The following is an 18602-nucleotide window of genomic DNA, read 5'->3' as shown; positions in this document are numbered from 1 at the left end:
CAGGCACGATGCACCGCGCCGGAGCCAAGTTACTGTCAGATCGTTTCGCCACAGCAATAGCTGCCGGAGGGACGCCCGGCGCGGTTTTTGGTTCCAAGGGCAGGCCATGCAGCATCGCTACGATCCCGAACCGTCCTACGACCCGCGCTCGTGGAGCCGCCCCCGGCCGGTCGCCGCGCCGCCGGTGCCGCCCATCGCGAAGGCGGCACCGGCTGCCGCGCGACGCAACCCGATCTCGCTGCTCGCCGGGGTTGCCGTGACGCTGGGCGGCGCGATCCTCGCCTATGCCGCCCGCCCGGCAAATGACCCTGCCGTCGCCCCGACGCCGGCCCCTGCCGCCCCGGTCGGTGTGTCCTATGACCAGCGCGTGCTGAACATTGCGAGTGCGACCGCCATTGCCCCGACGCTGCGATCGCTGGGCATCGCGCCGGCGGATGCCGATCGCACCGCCGATCTGGCGCAGCAGGCGCTGGGCGATACGTCCGGTCTCCTCCGCCTCGACGTCACGCTCGCCGGTGCGACGCTGCATGCCGCCACCGTGACCCATGCCGATGGCGGCGGCGTCGCAATCGAACGCGGCGGCAACGGCGCGCTGGTCGCCAAGGCGCTGACCGCCCGGCTGACGCGGCGCCTGCGCTTCGTGCGGGGCGAGCTGGACGGGAACAGCTTCTACAGCTCGGCGGTCGCCGCCGGGGTCAGCGATGTGCTGGTCGGCCCGTTCGCCAACGCCTTTCGCTATGATTTCGACATCCAGCGCGAAATTTCGGCGGGCGACGTGTTCGAGGCCGGTTTCGAAGAGCGGGTCAACGCCGATGGCGATGTCGTCGGCACACCGCGCCTCGTCTACGCCTCGCTCGCCACCGCCGCCAAGACGCGCGCGCTCTACCAGTACCGCCTGCCGGGCGATGCGGAGGCGGAATGGTTCGACAGCAGCGGGCGCAGCAGCCGCCGGTCGCTGATGCGGACCCCGGTCGATGCCGCGCGGATCAGTTCGGGCTTCGGCATGCGCGGCCACCCGATCCTGGGCTTTCGCAAGATGCATCGCGGTACCGACTTCGCCGCGCCCACCGGTACGCCGGTCTTCGCCGCCGGCGACGCCACCGTCACCTTTGCCACGATGAAGGGGCCGAACGGCAATTTCGTCCGGCTGCGCCACGACAATGGCTGGGAAACGCTCTATCTGCACCTCAATCGCATCGCCCCTGCGATCGTGCCGGGCAGTCGCGTGGGTCAGGGGACGCAGATCGGAGAGGTCGGCACCACCGGCCGCTCGACCGGGCCGCACCTCCATTACGAAGTCCACATCGAAGGCCAGGCGGTCGACCCGATGTCGATCGAAACCGGCGGCGGCCGCGCCATCCCGACGGCGGCGATGGCGGCATTCCGCAAGGTACGCGACGCGATCGACGCAAAGCGGGCGAAGGCGATGTAGCCTCACGCCGGCCGCCGCCACCAAACCAGCAAAATCGCCGCCAGCAGGGCGATGGCCATCGCGAAACTGCCGTTCAGCCCGGCGGTCGACCCGCCCCACCGCGCGGCACCCGACAGGTCGAGGTCGACGATCGCCCCGAACGGCCCGACGCCCGGATTGGGGTCCAGCCCGACGCCCAGCTGCTCCAGCGCATTCCACGCGACATGCGCACCGATCGCCGCGCCCAGCCCGCGGTGCAGCGCCAGCAGGCCGAACAGCACCCCGCCCAGCAGCATGTTGACCAGCATCACCGGTGCCGCGCCGCCCAGCACGGCATGCAGCGCGGCAAAGGCCAGCGCGGTCAGCGGCACCGCCGCCCCGCCCCCGATGCTGCGCACCAGCAGCGGCTGGACAACCCCGCGAAACATCGCCTCCTCCGCCACCACCTGCACCAGCACGACCAGCAGGCCGAGCGGCAGCGCGAGCGATAGCGGCGATCCGCCACCCCGGCCCAGCGTACCGGCAAGCGCGCAATAGCCGATCGCCAGCAACAGCGCGCAAAGCCCGACCGCCGCCCCTCGCACAAACCCGGCCCAGCGCCACGCGACGCCGCCAACCCTGCCCAGCCCCCATGCCAGCAACAGGATCGCGCCGAACACGATCGCACCGAACCCGGCTTCCGCCACCACCGGCGAAGCGCCCCGGACCAGATGGTCGGCAAAGGGCGCCACGCCCCACAGGCACACCCACGTCGCCAGCACCCCGGCCAGCGCCAGCGCGATCGCCCGCGCCCGCACGATCAGCGCGCCGCGACCCGCGCGCCTGCCCCGCCGCTCAACATCGACTTGGCGCTATCCCCGACCAGGAAATACGGCCCCCAATAGAAGGGATGCGAATATTGCGGCTGCGCGATCAGCGTCCGCTGCGCGCGTTGCAGCGCCTCGCCGATGCTGTGGGTGCGCGCCTCGCTATAGAAGCTGCGCATGAACTCGGTGCTCTCCCGCTCGGCCGACACCTGCCAATAGGTCGCCAGCACCGATCGCGCATTGGCGGTCAGGAACGCGCGCACCAGCCCTTCCAGCGTCGAACCCGGCTCCTCCTGCCCGACCGCCCGGCGCAGCGCCTCGCCCCGTACGCCCGCCGCCGTGTCGCATGCCGACAACACGATCAGGTTCGCATCGAACTTCAGCTTGGCGATTTCCGAGAAATCGAGCAGCCCGTCCGATCCCGGCTGCCCGAACGACGTGACCAGCGCGGGCGGCGACTTTGAACAGCCCCACAGCCCTTCCTCGATACCGTGCGTCGCGAAATGCACGACCTCATATTGGTCGAGGTCGCTGCGCCCCTCGACCGCGCTGTCGCTGAACGCCGCACCGGTCACGAACTGCGCGTCGCGCGTGCCCAGCGCCCCGGCGGCGATGTTCAGCTCGCGCCCGTCGATCGGTTTGAGCGACCGGGCGATCGTGCCCAGCCGGTCGGCGGCGACCATGCACCCGAACCCGACCCGGATCTGGCCCGGCGCGTTGGGCAGCGGCACCGGCGATCCCGGCTGGTTCTGGCCAAAGCCCAGAAACGCCCGCTGCGCGCGCGACGCGGGCAATGCGCGCGACACCAGGAACGATCGCGGCGACAGCGCGGTCGAAATCGACACATTCGCCGCCAGGAACGCGGTGCGCGAAAAATCGAACGGATCGCGCCTGGGTGCCTCCGGCGCGTCGGGCGTATAACGCGTGACCAGCACACCCACCGGCAGCTGTTGCAGCGGCCCCGACGGGTCGACCACGATCGCCCGCGACGCCGCCAGCACCGGCGCCGCCGGCCCGCTGACCAGCCGGTACAGGGTATAGGCCCGCGCCTCGTCGAACGGCACCAGCTTGCCCAGCGCCAGATCGCCGTCGATCGACGCACGCAGCTGTTCGGCCAGTTGCAGCACCGCGCCGCGCGCCGCATCGCTCTCTGCGACCTGATACAGATACGTTCGGTCGGCGGTCACCACCATGCCATAGATGCGGCGGTTGAGCGTGGTGAGCTTCAGGAAGGTCTCGCCCGGCTGCAACGCCGTGCGCAGTTCGGCCAGCGTCGCCGGGCTTTCGTCCAGCGTGCGGTACCGCGGATCGGCGGCCAGCTGCGCATCGACCGCGAGCAGCCGGTTCTCCGCCGCCTCGCGCGCGCGGTTCAGTTCGGCGGTCGAGCTGCCCGGTGCCCCCTCCCCCCCGCTCGACAGCGCATAGCGCAGCCGGGTGAGTTCGCGCTCCAGATCGGCGCGTTCGCGCACCGCCGCGCCCACCGCCGGATCGGCGGTGACGACGTTGCGCAATTCGGTGATCTGCCGCGCGACCGCCGGCTCGCCCGCCGCCTGCACGGCGCGAAAGAACAGGTCGTAGGTGTCGGCCGCCGGTCGCGCCGATTCAGCGACCAGCAGGTCGAGATAATCCTCCATGCCGATCGCGCCGCTGGGCGCCGTGCCGCCCGATGCGATCACCGCATCCACCGCGTCGCGAAACGCCGCCCGCGCTTCGCTGCGCGAGGCACCGGCGCGGGCATAGACCGCCGCGCGCTCCAGCCCCGCCTCGGCGATCGCCGGCTCGCTGCCGGTCCCGGCATTGGCGATCGACCCGCGCCGCAGCAATTCGACCGTGGTGGTATAATGGTCCAGCGCCGCGCGATAATCGCCCGCCTGCGCGCGCAACCGTCCCTGTTGCCGCGCGATCCGTGCGCCCAGCCAATAGAGCTGCGTCTGGTCTAGTCGTTCGTTGGTGAGCGGGCGATAGATCGCGGCGGCGGCATCGATCTCGGTCAAGGCCCCGGCCCGGTCGCCGCGTCCCAGCAATGCGATGCTGCGCGCATAATGCGCCTGCGCATCGAGCACGAGCCGCGACAGCTGCGCCGTATCGGCCAGCGCGGGCATCCCCCGGTCGCCCGCCGCCGGCTGGTTCAGCGCGACAAGTGTCGCGGCATCCTGTAGCGGCCGGTCGGTCGCACCCGGCATCCCGCCGGTCCGGTCGAGCGTTGCCAGCGCCTCGATAAACGCACCCCGGTTGATCGCGTCCAGCGCGCGATAGGTGTCGAGCTTGCGCAGCAGGAACGGCGTGCGCGTCGCCGGCACCGCGACGAAGATCGCGCGCGCATCCTCGAAATGCTGCGCGGCGGCATCGGGGAAGCGGATATTGGAATCGGCCAGTCCGGCCTCCAGCAGCAATTCGGCCTTCAACGCCGGCGGCGCATCCGGGGTCAGCCGGGTCAGCGCGTCGTTCAGCACGCGCGACGCCTCGACATGCAGCCCCTTGTGGTTGAGCGCGATCCCCTGCGTCAGCGCGGCGCTGGCGGTCGCTTCCGGTACCGGCGACGTGTCGGCACCCTGGCTGCCGGCGCGCGGTGGCAGGGTCGTCGCATCGACGCTGGCGGTCGCGACATAGGTCGCGGCGACCGCCGGGCGGCGCAGGCCGGCGGCGATGGTCAGCGCCTCCTCAACCTGCGGCAAAATCGCGGGCGCTCCCGCCGCGACATAGCGCCGCTGTCCGCGCGTCAGGTCGAGCCGGATCGATTCCAGCCCGGTCTGCTTGTCGAAACAGCGTGCAGCGCCTCCCGGCGTGCCCGCGATCGTCACGTCGCGCCGGTCGGCACAATCGAATTGCGCGTCGACCGCGGCGACCGCCGCCGGTTCGATCGGTACGATCCGGATGCTGCCCAGCGGACGGCTGGCCGCGACGCTCGAACAGGTGATGGCATAGGCGCGCGAAAACGGGTCGGGCGTCGCGGCATCGCCCCAGTTGCGCGCCGCCGAACAGCGCTCGCCCGCCGCATTGCTCCCCAGGTTGAAACTGTCGAGCCGCGCAGGTGGCGTGGCGGTGCACCCCGCCAGCACGGCGGCGGCGACGCCCGACAGCAACGGGACGATACGGCTGGGGATCAAGGCTTCGGCTCCTGCGGCGGGGCGGTCGGGGCGGGGGCGGCGGCATCGGCGGGCGTTTCGGGTGCCAGCGCGGGCAGCCCGCTCAACAACGCTTCGTTATTGCCGCCGATGATCGGCGTGAAGGGCAGCGACACGTCCTGCAGGATGCCGAACACCGCTTGGCTGTCCCAGTCGAAGACCTGCAGCGTCGGCTGGATGACGATCGTCGTCAGGCACCCCGCGCCCGACCCGGCCAGACAGCCGTTGATCCGGCTGTTGGGCAGCAGCGCGGGCTGGATATCGATCACCGGATTGCCGAGCAGCGCCGCCCCCGCCCCGGTAATCCCGTTGATCTCTCCAAAGAAGGCGAAGCTCGCCGCCGATGGCGTGCCGAAGGTCGCGATGCGCAGCGCCGGGGTGACCGGTGCCGCCAGCGACCCGACGGTGACGCCCGATGACCGGCCGGGCACCGCCGTATTCTGGAACAGCGCATAGTCGCCGAACCGGACGCTCATCGACCGTGCCGCGATCATCGTCGTCGCATCGGGCGCGAAGAACCCGCCGCCCAGCTGCGTATTGTAGAGCGCCGAATTGGGATTGCCGATCAGCGCCTGTGCCTGCGCCCGCCCGGCATCGCCCGGCTGCAACGTGTCGAGGAACCCGGTCGTCAGCCCCGCGGCGATCCGGTTACCCCGCAGGTCGAGGTCGTTGTCGCCCAGCAGCAGCCGCCCGCCCGCATCGCTGGTCGCGATCAGGTGGATCGTCGCGGCATTGCCGGTCGTGCCGTCGCCGCCGATGCGGATGCTGCGCCCGCTGCCGGTGGCGCTCACCTGTCCCGTCACGCGGATGTCGCCGGTCGACAGCATCTCGACCGACCGACCGATGGCGGGCGCCAGCGCCATCGTGCCGACCTCCATCGCGCCGGCGCCGCTGTCGAACGTCACCGTGTCAGCTGCGACCTGTCCGACCTCGACCGCCGACAAGCGGAAGCCGTCGCTGCGCGTGCCGTCGCCGATGCGCAGCGCCGTCGTCGCCGGATCGCGCGTGGCAAAGCGCACGCTCGATCCCTGGACGGCACCCGACAGTTCGGCATCGGCACCCCGGATCGACACCGACGGCCCACCGCTCAACGCGCCCGCGCGCACTAGCCCCGCCGCATCCAGCGTGATCCCGTTCCCGCTGCCCGATGCCAGCGACAGCCCTGCGCCGCTGGTTACCTTCAACGCCCCGCCGGCCCGTGCCGCGCCCAGCGTAACGCCCGCACCGTCGACCGACAGCGCACCACCCGCCGTCACCGCGCCCGCATTGACCGCCCCGGTCGCGCTGAGCGACAGGTCGCCGCCCGCCGCCGCATTCTGCAGCGTCAGCGCCGATCGCGCCTCTACCAGCAGCGCGCGTGCCGCCGCCAGCCGGTCGCGCACCTCGATCGAGGTACCGCGCAACGTCGCCGATCCGGCCGAATCGACACTGGCCAGGCGCGCCGTGCCCGCATCGACCGACAGGTCGCCCCCGGTCGTGCGCAGCGCCGTCGCCCCGCCGCCCGTATCGCCCAGCGTCCCGGCCGTCCGAATCGTCAACGCCTGTGCCGTCAGCGACCGCAGGCTGATATTGCCCGCCTCCAGCGTCGCGGTTCCGCCAACCGTCGCCGTGCCCAGCGCCAGCGTCGATCCGGCGCGTGCCTCCAGCGTCCCCGCGGTCAGGTCGCCCGCGCGCACCGACCCGCCGGTCGCGATCAGCGATACCGGGCCGCTTGCCGTCACCTGCCCGGTCGTCAGGTCACCACCGGTCAGCGTCACCGCGACCCGCCCGACCTTCAGGTCACCGGTCGTCACGCTCGCATCATGCGTCAGCCGGTCGACCGGCGCGCTGCCGTCGAACCCGCCCAGCGATCCGGCCTCGACCGATCCCAGCCGTATCGCCTGCCCCCGCCCGGCGCGCACCGCCAGCGCGGAACCGGCCCCGGCGCGCAGTGCTGCGCCCGACAGGTCGATACCCGCCGTCGCGTCGAGCACCATCGGTGCCGCACCGCCCGCCGTCCCGGTGGCCGTGCCGCTCGCCAGCGTTAGCCCCGACGTCCCGGCGATCGCGCCGTTGGTCGCGACCAGCCGAACCTCGCCACCGGCCTGCTGATTGCCGTCCAGCGCGATCGACCCCGCGGTGACGCGATAGGCGCCACCCGCCGTCACCGCACCCGCCAGCGTCGCCGTACCACTCGCACGGGCCGTGACGTTGCCGCCCATGCCGACCGTGCCCAGCCGCAGCCCACCGCCGGTCGCATCCGCCACCAGCGATCCGCCGCCGGTAACCGTCGCGACGTCCACCGACTGTCCGGTCAACGCCGCATCGCCGGTCGTCGCAACAGTCGTCCCGGTCAGCGCCCCCGCGCGCGCCGCCGCAGTGACGCTACGCCCCGTCAGCCGCTCGAACCGTAGCGCATCGGCGGAAGTGACACCGACCGTGCCTCCCGCCGTAACCGTTCCCAACGTCGCGCCGGTGCCAGCGGCAAGCGTCGCATTGCCGGTCGCCTTCGCCGTACCGATCGTCAGCGCACCACCCGACGTGGCAGCCAGATTGCCGCCGGATTCCGCCGAGGTCACGTCGATCGACTGCCCGCCAAGCGTCACGTCGCCCGTCCCGACCACCGCCGCGCCGGCAAGGGTCCCGCCCCGCGCGGTCGCGATGACATTCCGCCCTGCCAGCCGGTCGAACTGCAGCGCGCCCGCCGACGTGGCATCGACCGTGCCTCCCGCCGTGACCGATCCCAGCGTCGCGCTGGTTCCGGCGGCAAGCGTCGCATTGCCAGTCGCCTTCGCCGTGCCGATCGTCAGCGCACCACCCGATGTGGCGGCCAGATTCCCGCCGGATTCCGCCGAGGTAACGTCGATCGACTGTCCGCCAAGCGTCACGTCGCCGGTCCCGGCCACCGCTGCGCCGGCAAGCGCCCCGCCCTGCGCGGTCGCGGTTACGCTGCGCCCTGCCAGCCGGTCGAACCGCAACGCGCCCGCCGATGTGGCATTCAGCGTCCCGCCCGCCTCGACCGTCCCGAACGTACCGGTCGTCCCTGCGGCAAGCACAGCGTCGCCCGTCGTCCGAACCGTACCGATTGCCAGCGCCGCGCCGGTCGTCGCCGACAGCGCCCCGCCGCTGTCCACCGATCCCAGGTCGATCGACTGCGCGGTCAGCGTCGCGTTACCAGCGGCCATCACCGCCGATCCGCTCAGCGCGCCGCCCTGTGCCGACGCCACGACGGTTCGGCCCGACAGCGTGCCGAACTGCAGGCCGCCGGTCGTCGTGACGCCGAGCGCACCGCCGGCGGTCACGTCGCCGAACCTGCCGGCCGCGCCGTTCAGCGTCGCATCGCCCGTCGCCGCGACGGTGCCGATCGCCAGCGTGCCCGTGGCATCCGCCGTCAGCGTCCCACCATCGATCCGGTCGAGCGTCACATCGGCACCGCTCAGCGTCACCGCCCCGGCAGAAGTGAGCGCGGTCCCCCGGATCGCCCCGCCGGTCGCGCTGATCGAGGCACCCGATACCCGGCCGAACGACAGGCCCTGCGCGCCCGCCAGCGTTACCGCGCCCGACCCGTCGACCGATCCGAGCAGCGCCCGTCCCGCCGCCGTCAGCGACAGCGTACTCCCGGTCACCGGCCCGGTCACGATCAGGTCGCCGACCGTCGCCTTCAGCGCGACGGGCAGCGCGCCGCCGTCGATCCGGTTGGCGGTGATCGCCGTCGCGGTGATCGAAATATTGCCGCCGACCACATCACCCAGCACCGCATCGGTGCCGACCGTCAGCGAGAAGGGCTGCCCCGCCCCCGCCGAGAGGCTGGTCCCGCTGCCCGCGACGAAGCCCGCGACCCGGCCATTGGGTGCCGCCACCGTCAGTGCACCGGTCGCGCTGCGGACGAACGGCGTGCGGACATCGCGTCCCGACCGCACCGTCACTGCGCCGTTCGACGCCAAGCCATCGGCGATCGACACGTCGGCTCCGGTCCCGGTCCCGATGATCGACGCCGTGCCGCCCGACGCCACGCCCTGCACGAACACCGGCCCCAGCGCACTCAACGCGACATCGCCCTGCGCGGTCGTGACCCGGCCCAGCGCGAGCGCACCACTGGCCGCCTGCACCTGCACGCCGCCACTGGTGTCGATGGTGCCGCCGTTGACCGCACCGCCGGCGGCAATCGCCGACAGGCTCGCCGCGCGCACATTGCCGAACCGCACCGCATTGCCGGTCAGGGCCACCGCGCCATCGGTGGTGATCGCGCCGGTCGTCACATCGCCTGCTGCGCCGAGCGTGACCGGCCCGCCGACCCGCACGTCTCCGGTGCGGATCGCCGCGCCGGTGGCGGTCGCCCCGGTCGCCACCAGTCCGGCGGCCTGGACCGCGCCGACCGTGATGCCCTGCCCATCGGTCGTCAGCCGCACCGTGCCGCCGGCATCGATCCGGCTGTCGGTCAGGTCGATCGCACCGCCCGTTGCGCCCAGCGTCACGTCTTCGCCGCCGCTGCCGTCGCTGTCGGCCCGGATCGACAGCCCGGTGCCGCTGCGGGTAATTCCGCCCGCCGTCGCCGTCGCGCGATACGCCCCGCGCGCGACCTGCGTCCCGCCCAGCGTGATCGCCGATCCCGACAGGGTTGCCGCCGCATCGGACGCAAGCCCGCCGGTCACCGCCACCGACCCGCCGGTCGATGCGATGCCCACGCCACCACCGGTGCTGCGCACCGCACCGCCGACCGCAATCGCCCGCGTGGCATTCACGTCGATCGCCCCGGCATCGCTGGTCAGCGCGCCCGTGACGCCGATCCCGCCACCCGCCGTCAGCGAGACATTCCGTCCGGCCGCACTGCCAAGCGACAGGTCGCCCGACGTTGCGGTCAGCGACACCGCCCCGCTGCCGCCGCGCACATCGCCCAGCGTCACGCCGGTCCCGCTGGCCGTCACCCCCGTCGCCGCCGTCAGGCGCCCGGCGCGAAGCGTACCCCCGCTGGTCAACGTGACCGCACGGTCGCGGCTCTCGATCGCGCCGAGCGTCAGCGCCGTCCCGCTCGCCAGCGTCACCGCGCCACTGGTGCCGATGTCGCTCTGCACCGACAGCGTGCCCGCAGCGCGCAGGTCGATCCCCTGCAACGCGCCGCTCACCGCAATCCGCCCGACGCTCAGGTCGCCGCCGGTGCTCTCGGCGGTGAAGCCGTCGACCAGATCAAGCCGCCCGAAGCGCAGCGACCCGGCCGAACGGAACGCGCCGCCGGTCGACGTATCGCCATCCAGCGCCGCGATCGTGCCCAGCGACCGCGCGGTCACATCGCCCAGTTGCACCGGCGCATCGCTGGCGGTGAACACCCGCACGTCCAGCGCGCGGTTGGTCCCGCCGGTAATCGCGCTGCCATCGGCCAGCACGATGCCCTGCGCGCCCGCCGCCTGTAGCTTGATGACGTCGCTGCGCCGGCTGCTGCCCGACTGGATCGCCAGCGCCCGCGACCCGGCGATGCCGCCGTTCAGCGCGGTGACGTCGATCGCGCCGCCGCTGCGCAACGTCGCACCGCCCAGCGCCACCGACCCGCCGCGCAGGCGCACCGCATCGGTCGCGACGACATCGCCGCCGACGCTCAGCGCGCCGCCCGCGACGACGGTCGTGCCCGCGCCGCTGGCGATCCCGCCGGTGGTCACCGCCCCGCTGCCGCGCACCTCGACCGCGCGGTCGGATGCCAGGTCACCGGTGACGATCGTCGTCCCACCGATCGACAGCGCCTCGCGCACGTTCACGTCGCCAAGGCCGATCGCCCCGCTGCCGACCGCACCGCGCAGCGCCCGCGCGTCGACCGAACCGATATCGATCGTGTTCGCACTGTCGCGCAGCACCAGTTTAAGTCCCCCGCGCCGATCGTCGCCCGCGATCAATCGGCTGCGATTGCCAAGCGTAATGTTGCCCGCACTGCTCCCCAGCGTTTCGAGCAGCAGCCCGTCATCGCCGGTATCGCCCGACCGCAGCGTAACCGCGCCGATGCCGATGATATCGCCATCGGTCGAAGCGATGCGGAACTGCCCGCCGGCGCGCTGCGTCACCGGATCGGTCGCGCCCAGCGTCACGCCGCGCCCGGACAGCAGCACATCGCCCCCGGCAGTGACATTGCCCGCCACGGCCAGGGCGCCGCCCGATGCGATGGTCAGCGTGTCGCGGGTCTGCACCGCCCCGCCGAACGTCACCGCGCCGCTGGCACCGGCCGTGATATCCGCGTCGCGATTGTTGGTGGTGAGCGCGCCATCGACCAGCAACCGCGCGACCCCGCCGGTCGCCGCCGCATCGCCCGCGACGGTGACGCCGCCGACCGCCGTCGCCGGCTTGCCCGCCGACAGCACGATCCCGCGCGATCCGGTGCTGGCGGTCGTCACCGCCGCCGATACCTGCAACAACGAATCGGTCAGCGTATCCTGCGACGCCAGCGCAAAGATCGCGTTGTTGCCCGCCACCGTACCGCGCACATACTGGCTGGTCCCGGCGACCGCGCTGCCCCGGTTCAGCGTCACCGACAACGGGCTGCCCGAGCGATAGTCGAGCGTCACGTCGCTGGCGGTGACGAAGGCGACATCCTGCCCCTCCGCCACGAAATCGCCATGCGCGTCGATCTTGGGCGCCAGCATCACCAGCCCGCGCGTGCTGCCATCGACGCGCAGCTTCGCGCCCTGCTGCACGGTGATCGCCGCTTGGCTGCCGGCGCTGCCCTGCAACCGATAGCTGTTACCCGCGCCCACGAAATCCTCGGGCTTGATGTCGAGCGTGGTCAGCACCAGCGACCCGGTGTTGAACGCCGCTTTCGATCCCACCAGGATGCCGTTGGCGTTATGCACCCACACCGCGACATTGGGATCGCTGCTGAGCTTGCCCAGCAGTTGCGACGGCTTCGTCGACACATCGCGGTTCAGCACGGCGATATCCCCGCGCAGCCCGCCCAGCAGCCGCGCGTCGGTAAAGTCGATCTCCTTGCCCTCGGGAATGTTGAACCCGTTCCAGTCGATGACGGTGTTGCGGGCGTTCAGGTCGACGCGCAGCTTGTCGCCACTGCCGCGGAAATCGGGTTTGAACCCGTCCGTGCGGACGTCCTTCACATCGTCCTTGGTCGGCAGCCGCACCTCCACGCTCTGGGCCGTGGCGACCGCCGGGTACAGCGCACCACAGGCGGTGGTGAGCGCGAGGACGGCGCGAAGGCGGCGGGCGGTGGCGGCGACGGGCATGGGGGTTTCCTATCGGGCGCGATCGCGCAACTGCGCGGTCAGCGAAACGAGTACACGCGCCGGTGGCCGACGTTCGTCGAGCAACAGCGCCTTGTCGAGCGGCTTGGCATAGGCGACGTCGAGCACAACGCTGCCGGGCAGCGACAGCCGGACGCCGCCCCCCACACTCTTGAAATTGCGCGGCCCCTCGATCGCGGTACGGTCGAGGTTGCGCAGGTAGAGATGGTCGTAGAAGCCGAAGAACTGCGCCTGTACCGGCGACCACAGCGGCACGTCGGCCCGCGCCTCGAACCGGCCGCCGACCGCATGGTCGCCGCTGTTGGAACCCGGATCATAGCCGCGCCCGATGGTCAGGCTACCCAGCGCGAATTCCTCATAGTTCAGCAGCGGGTCGTTCGACCATTGGAACTGGCCCTGTGCCGCCACGCTGAACACCGGCCCGACCCGCACCGTCGCGTCGATCGCGCTGCGGAACACCAGCGCCTGCGGATTGCCGTCCAGCCGCGATGTCAGCGTCCCGCTGCCAAAGCCGCGCTCGCTGGCGTCGAGGACGCCCAGTCCCTTGCGCAATTCGCCGGCGGCGGAAATCGACAGCCAGACATTGCCGTTCGCATCGACGAACTGCCGGTCGCCATCCAGCCCGATGAACACCACGCGCAATTTGTCGCGGGTCAGCGTCACCGCGTCGCGACCGCCGCCGACGCGCGATACCTGATCGATATAGTCCAGCCCGCCACGCACCCGCGCGTTCGACCGGATCGACCGCGCCAGCGGCCGTGCCACGTCGAACCCGGCGATCAGCGTATTGGTCCGCAGGTCCAGCGCCCCCAGATCGGGCCGCGACCACGCATAGGTCGCGCGCGCGCCGAAACTGGTGCCGGCGTTGTCGACCTCGAAGATATGCCCGCCCTGCACGATGAACTGTTCGGGGAAATCGACCGCCGCCGACGCACCCAGATAGGTGATGTCGCCAAGGCCGGTCAGGCCATACAGCTCGCCGCGTGCATAGACGGTTTCGCGGCCCAGCAGCCGGGAGTTATAGTTCTGGACGTTGGCGAACAGTGCGAAGCGGCGCGAGCTGACCGTCAGGTCGCCGATCACGTCGCCCTGCTTGCCGCCCGACGCGCGCAGCGACAGCGCGACGTCCAGCCCCGGCACGTCGCCGGCCAGCAGCAGCAATCGCTCCGCCTCGCGCTCGTTCAGCGGGTCCATCGCCTGAATCTTCGCCAGCCGCTGGCGCAGCAACGGTTCATACCGCCCGGCATCGCCGCGCACGCGCAGTTCGACGATCCGCGCGGTCACGACCTCCAGCCGCAGCACGCCGTCGGCAATCTCCTGCGCCGGGATCTGCACCGACGCGATCCATCCTTCGGAACGCAGCGCGGCATTGGCGCGGTCGCGAATGTCGCACACCGCCGCGATCGACTGGTCGCCCGGCGTCGGCTGCACCTTGGCCAACGCCTCGGCGATCTGCGGTTGCAGCGGCGCGCCATCGGCCCGGCTGAACGCGACGCGGTTCAGCGACACGCGCAGCGGCGACTCTGCGAACGGGCAATTGCCGATGGCCAGCGCGCCGCGCGAATCTACCTCGGCACGCGATGCCCGATCGGGATCGGGTGCGGGCGGCGTCACCTCCTGCCGGCTGGGCAACGGCGCGACCTGCGCCCATCCCGCCGCCGGAACGGTCAACGCGACCGCCCCCATCAGCAGCTTCCAACGTCCCGAACCCAGCTTCCGCAAACCGATACTCCCCCTTGTTGCCGACGCCGGTTGTCCCGTGTCGCCGGCCAGATGCTACGCCCGGAAGCGCGTCAGTCGTATGACTCGTAATATATCTGGTCGAGCCGCCATCCGTTCTTGCCCAGCGCAAATTCCATATCGCCGATACGAACGCGATCCTTGGCCCAATTCGGATCGACCTTCGCCGTGGTGGTGGCTTCGACCAGCTGTCGCTGGGTTTGCCCCTCGCCATTGGTGTTATCGGGATTGTCGAGCAGCTTGCGGAGCACCGGCCCGACCTGCGCCGGGTTCAGTCGGACCTTCGGACTATCGTCCAAGTCGCCATGCTGCATTACCACCGGCGCACTGAGCGCAGCAATTCCCGCAGCATCGTTCGCCAATGCAGCGGCACGAAACTTCGTCCAGAAAGCCTGAAACGATTGTTCCTGTGCCGGAGCCGCCGAAGTCGCGGTCGCCGTCGCCATCGGCGTAGCGGGCGCGACCGGTGCCTCGGCCGGGGTTTCGACAGGCGCAGCCGCCGCCGCATTCGCCTCGACCGCCGTGTCGCCACCGCCGCCACAGGCCGACAGCAGCAACAGCGTACCCAGCCCGATCGTCATCGTTACCGGTCCCTTCATCGTCCCTCCGGCCAGCGCATGGCCTTCACTGTGTATTGCTTGAGCGGGTAGCTGGAGACCTTCACCTGGTTCCCCTGATTGCCGCCCAGCAGCTGGATATGCGTCGCGGTCTGCCCGACGAAAAACGCGACGTGGTTCCCCGACGACGATCCGGTCGACCCGTCGACCCCGCGCGGCGTGCGATAGATGTGGACGATGCAGCCATAGCGCGGCTCGCTCAGCGCCACGCCAAACTTGCCCCAGTCGGCGGCGCGCGCGCTGCGGATACCACGAATACCAGCCTGTTCGAGGCACCAGTTCACGAACGACGCGCACCACGCGACCTCATCGGTCTTCGCGGCCAGCGTGGTGGTGGCGTGATATTCGACGATGCGCGGATTATGGGTTCGCCCGGCGACTTCGGCCACGCCCTTCTCGGCCAGCGCCACCCGCATCCACGGCGCGCCGATGGTCGATCCCGGCGGCTCCAGCTGCGCGCTGCGATGCGGCGCGGGCCGTGCGGCGGGGGCCGGACGGGCCGGCGCGGGCCGGGTCGCGACAGCGGTCCCACCCATCCCCCGCCCCAGCGGCGCATCGCCGATCGGCAGGTTGCGGATCGATGGTGCCGTCACCGCGCGGGTCGGCGTGCCGCCGGTCGATCGGGCAGCGGACGGCGTGCGCGGCAATGCCGATCCGTTGACACCCAGACTGGACCAGGTTTTCGCGCCGACGACGCCATCGACCTCCAGCCCGCGGCTCTGCTGATAACTGCGCACCGCACGCTCGGTCGACTGGCCGAACACGCCGTCCAGTTCCAGCGGTGGCCGGGGGCGGGCCGTGGTGTTCAACAGATGCTGCAACATCTGGACCTGCTGGCCCCGAGCGCCTCGATCGATCTCTCCAAATCGCACGATTCCGTCTCCGCCTTATTATCGGCGCAACGTTGAACGTTCCGCCTTCGCAATGGATGCATCGTTTACCGTCTTTTGTCGGTCGCCCCCCGGATCGACGCCCCGGCGATCATCCACGTCGCCAGCGCACATGAAACACGATGATCGCAACCCTAAGTCGCTGCAATCACTCGCCCGGACCATCCACCGCGCCCGATGCACCATCGAACCGATAGGTCAGCGCATCCCCGTCGACCGCCACCGCGATCGACCGCACCTCGTCGCCGCGCATCCGCCGTTCCAGCAGCGCGACCGACATGTCGGGCAGCATCGAATTGGTCAGGATCGCATCGATCATCCGCCCGCCCGACGCCGCTTCGGTACAGCGTTCGACGATGTGGTCGACCACCGCCGGATCGATGGCGAGCGCGATGCCGTGATTGTCGCGAATCCGCCGCTCGATCCGCCCCAAATGCAGCCGGACGATCCCGGCCAGCATATCCTTGCTCAGCGGATAATAGGGCAGCACCGACAGCCGCCCGAGCAGCGCCGGCGGAAACACCTTCAGCAATTCGGGGCGAAGTGCCGTCGCCAGCGCGTCGGGGGCGGGCGCGGTCTCCTCGTCCTCGGTCAGCGTCGCGATCAGGTCGGTGCCGACGTTCGACGTCAGCAGGATCACCGTGTTGCGGAAATCGATATGCCGCCCCTCGGCATCGTTCATGAACCCCTTGTCGAACACCTGGAAGAACATCTCGTGGACGTCGGGGTGCGCCTTCTCCACCTCGTCCAGCAGGACGACCGAATAGGGCCGCCGCCGCACCGCCTCGGTCAGCACGCCGCCCTGTCCGTATCCGACATAGCCGGCCGGAGCACCTTTCAACGTGGAGACGGTGTGCGCCTCCTGAAACTCGCTCATGTTGATGACGATCATCGAATCGTCGCCGGAAAACAGCAGCTCGGATAAGGCGTGCGCCGTCTCGGTCTTGCCCACGCCCGACGGCCCGCACAGCATGAACACGCCGACCGGCTTGGCCGGATTGTCGAGCTTCGCGCGACTAGTCTGGATACGCTTGGCGATGGCATCCATCGCATGATCCTGCCCGATCACCCGCGATTTCAGCGCATCGCCGATCGTCAGCACGCTGGCGATCTCGTCCTTGACCATCCGCCCGACCGGGATGCCGGTCCAGTCGCCGACCACCGCCGCGATCGCGTCGCTGTCGACCACGCCGAACACCATCGGATCATCGCCCGCCGCGTCGCGCGCGGCCACCAGCGCGGTGTCGAGCGCACCCGCATCGTCGCCGTCGCGCGCCGCGCGCACTGCGTCCAGCGCCTCGCGTTCGGCGGCCCATTTCGCCTCGACCGCTTCGACCGCCGAGCGTGCCTCGCCGATCGCCGTGTCCAGTTCGGCCAACCGATCGTCGCGGCGATAGCGTTGCTGCGTCTCGCGCTCGACCACGCCGCGCTCCGCCTCCAGCAGCTCCAGTCGCCGCCGCCGATCCTCGACCGCCGCCGGAGTCGCGTGTTGCGACACCGCGACGCGCGCGGCGGCGGTGTCGAGCAGGCTCACCGCCTTGTCCGGCAATTGCCGCGCGGGCACGTAACGCTGCGACAGCGTGACCGCCGCGCCGACCGCCTCGTCCAGCACGACCACGCCGTGATGCGCCTCCATCGCGCCGACCACCGATCGCAGCATGTCGACCGCGACGCCCGTCTCCGGCTCCGCCACGTCGACCGGCTGGAACCGGCGGGTCAGCGCCGGGTCCTTTTCGAAATACTGGCGATATTCGGCATAGGTCGTTGCCGCGATCGTGCGCAGCCGCCCGCGTGCCAGCGCGGGTTTCAGCAGGTTGGCGGCATCGCCCGTCCCCGCCTGCCCCCCAGCACCGACCAGCGTATGCGCCTCGTCGATGAACAGGATCACCGGGCTGGCTGCGCCCTCGACCTCGTCGATCACCTGCCGCAGCCGCTTTTCGAACTCGCCCTTCACGCCGGCCCCCGCCTGCATCAGCGTCACGTCGAGCGCGCGCAGCGTCACCCCTTTCAGCGCCGGGGGCACGTCGCCATCGGCGATACGGCGGGCGAACCCTTCAACCACCGCCGTCTTGCCCACGCCCGCCTCACCGATCAGGATCGGGTTGTTCTGTCGCCGCCGCAGCAGCACGTCGACCAGCTGGCGGATTTCGGCATCGCGCCCGACCACCGCGTCGATCTCGCCCGCACGCGCCTTTGCGGTCAGGTCGGTCGAATAGCGCGCCAGCGCTTCCCCCGCCGGGGCCGGGCCGCTCGCCGCCGGGGTCGCCGGATCACCGGGCGCGACCGCGTTCGTTTCCGCCGACGGCTTCACGATCGCATCGAACTCCGCGCCCAGCCGGTCGGCCGCGATCTTGCGCCATTCGCCGCTGGTCGCGAACAGCGCGTTGCGCAGCGTCGGCGTGCGCAGCATCCCGTACAGCAGATGCCCGGTGCGCACCTTGCCCGCGCCGAATTGCAGCGAGGCATAGAGCCAGCCCTTCTCGATCGCCTCCTCGACCTGCGGCGCGAAGTCGGAAATGGCCGACGCCCCGCGCGGCAGGATGTCGAGCGCGCCGACGATATCGCGCGCCAGCACCGCATCGTCGATGCCGAACGCCGTCCGGATCGCGGCGATATCACCGGTCGAATCCTGCACCAGCAAATGCAGCCAGTGGACCAGTTCGACATAGGGGTTGCCGCGCATCCGAGCGAACCCGGTGGCGGATTCGATCGCCTGCAACGCGCTGGGATCGAGGCGTCCGAACAGGGCGGTACGGCTGATGTCGGTCATGCTGATCCTTGTCGGTCGATGGGCTTGGGGCG

General features: G+C 70.9%; 8 protein-coding genes. 1 reads left to right on the top strand and 7 read right to left on the bottom strand.

The genetic code is table 11. The annotated features are described in order from the left end of the window. Window positions 1–106 precede the first annotated feature (106 nt). The gene (locus tag ASE58_RS04255) at window positions 107–1432 is read left to right on the top strand and encodes a M23 family metallopeptidase (RefSeq protein WP_055818246.1); all 1326 of its coding nucleotides are present in this window, start codon (window positions 107–109) and stop codon (window positions 1430–1432) included. Between the two features lie 2 nt (window positions 1433–1434). Here ASE58_RS04255 and ASE58_RS04250 read toward each other — a convergent pair whose 3' ends face one another. The 7 genes from ASE58_RS04250 to tssH form a co-directional block, all read right to left on the bottom strand. After that, on the bottom strand, window positions 1435–2208 hold the full coding sequence (locus tag ASE58_RS04250) for a CPBP family intramembrane glutamic endopeptidase (RefSeq protein ID WP_055818244.1): 774 nt from the start codon (window positions 2206–2208) through the stop codon (window positions 1435–1437). Window positions 2209–2210: 2 nt separating this feature from the next. Continuing rightward, window positions 2211–5324: a CHAT domain-containing protein gene (locus ASE58_RS04245; RefSeq protein WP_055818242.1), complete on the bottom strand. Its 3114-nt coding sequence runs from the start codon at window positions 5322–5324 to the stop codon at window positions 2211–2213. Next, on the bottom strand, window positions 5321–12535 hold the full coding sequence (locus ASE58_RS04240) for a filamentous hemagglutinin N-terminal domain-containing protein (protein WP_055818240.1): 7215 nt from the start codon (window positions 12533–12535) through the stop codon (window positions 5321–5323). Before ASE58_RS04240 ends, ASE58_RS04245 begins: the two co-directional genes overlap by 4 nt. 9 nt (window positions 12536–12544) lie before the next feature. Continuing rightward, window positions 12545–14239, bottom strand: coding sequence for a ShlB/FhaC/HecB family hemolysin secretion/activation protein (locus tag ASE58_RS04235; RefSeq protein ID WP_055818238.1), 1695 nt, complete (start codon window positions 14237–14239; stop codon window positions 12545–12547). A 107-nt stretch (window positions 14240–14346) separates the two neighbouring features. Then, complete coding sequence (locus ASE58_RS04230; RefSeq protein WP_156347613.1) at window positions 14347–14892, bottom strand: hypothetical protein; 546 nt, start codon at window positions 14890–14892, stop codon at window positions 14347–14349. Further along, window positions 14889–15782, bottom strand: a complete 894-nt coding sequence (locus ASE58_RS04225) for an NlpC/P60 family protein (protein WP_268795053.1) — start codon at window positions 15780–15782, stop codon at window positions 14889–14891. Before ASE58_RS04225 ends, ASE58_RS04230 begins: the two co-directional genes overlap by 4 nt. Window positions 15783–15948: 166 nt before the next feature. Beyond that, window positions 15949–18570 (bottom strand): type VI secretion system ATPase TssH, encoded by a 2622-nt coding sequence (gene tssH, locus ASE58_RS04220; RefSeq protein ID WP_055818232.1) that lies wholly within the window; start codon window positions 18568–18570, stop codon window positions 15949–15951. Window positions 18571–18602: the final 32 nt, after the last annotated feature.

Origin of the sequence: Sphingomonas sp. Leaf9 (genome assembly GCF_001421355.1) — a bacterium.
Classification (GTDB): Bacteria; Pseudomonadota; Alphaproteobacteria; order Sphingomonadales; family Sphingomonadaceae; genus Sphingomonas.
Note: the sequence above shows the minus strand (reverse complement) of the source record. Positions and strands in the feature narration are given on the sequence as shown.

Excerpts from the sequence above, each read along its gene's own strand:
- ASE58_RS04255 (WP_055818246.1), top strand. The coding sequence starts at position 107 with ATGCAGCATCGCTACGATCCCGAACCGTCCTACGACCCGCGCTCGTGG.
- ASE58_RS04240 (WP_055818240.1), bottom strand. The coding sequence starts at position 12,535 with ATGCCCGTCGCCGCCACCGCCCGCCGCCTTCGCGCCGTCCTCGCGCTC.
- ASE58_RS04235 (WP_055818238.1), bottom strand. The coding sequence starts at position 14,239 with ATGGGGGCGGTCGCGTTGACCGTTCCGGCGGCGGGATGGGCGCAGGTC.
- ASE58_RS04230 (WP_156347613.1), bottom strand. The coding sequence starts at position 14,892 with ATGAAGGGACCGGTAACGATGACGATCGGGCTGGGTACGCTGTTGCTG.
- tssH (WP_055818232.1), bottom strand. The coding sequence starts at position 18,570 with ATGACCGACATCAGCCGTACCGCCCTGTTCGGACGCCTCGATCCCAGC.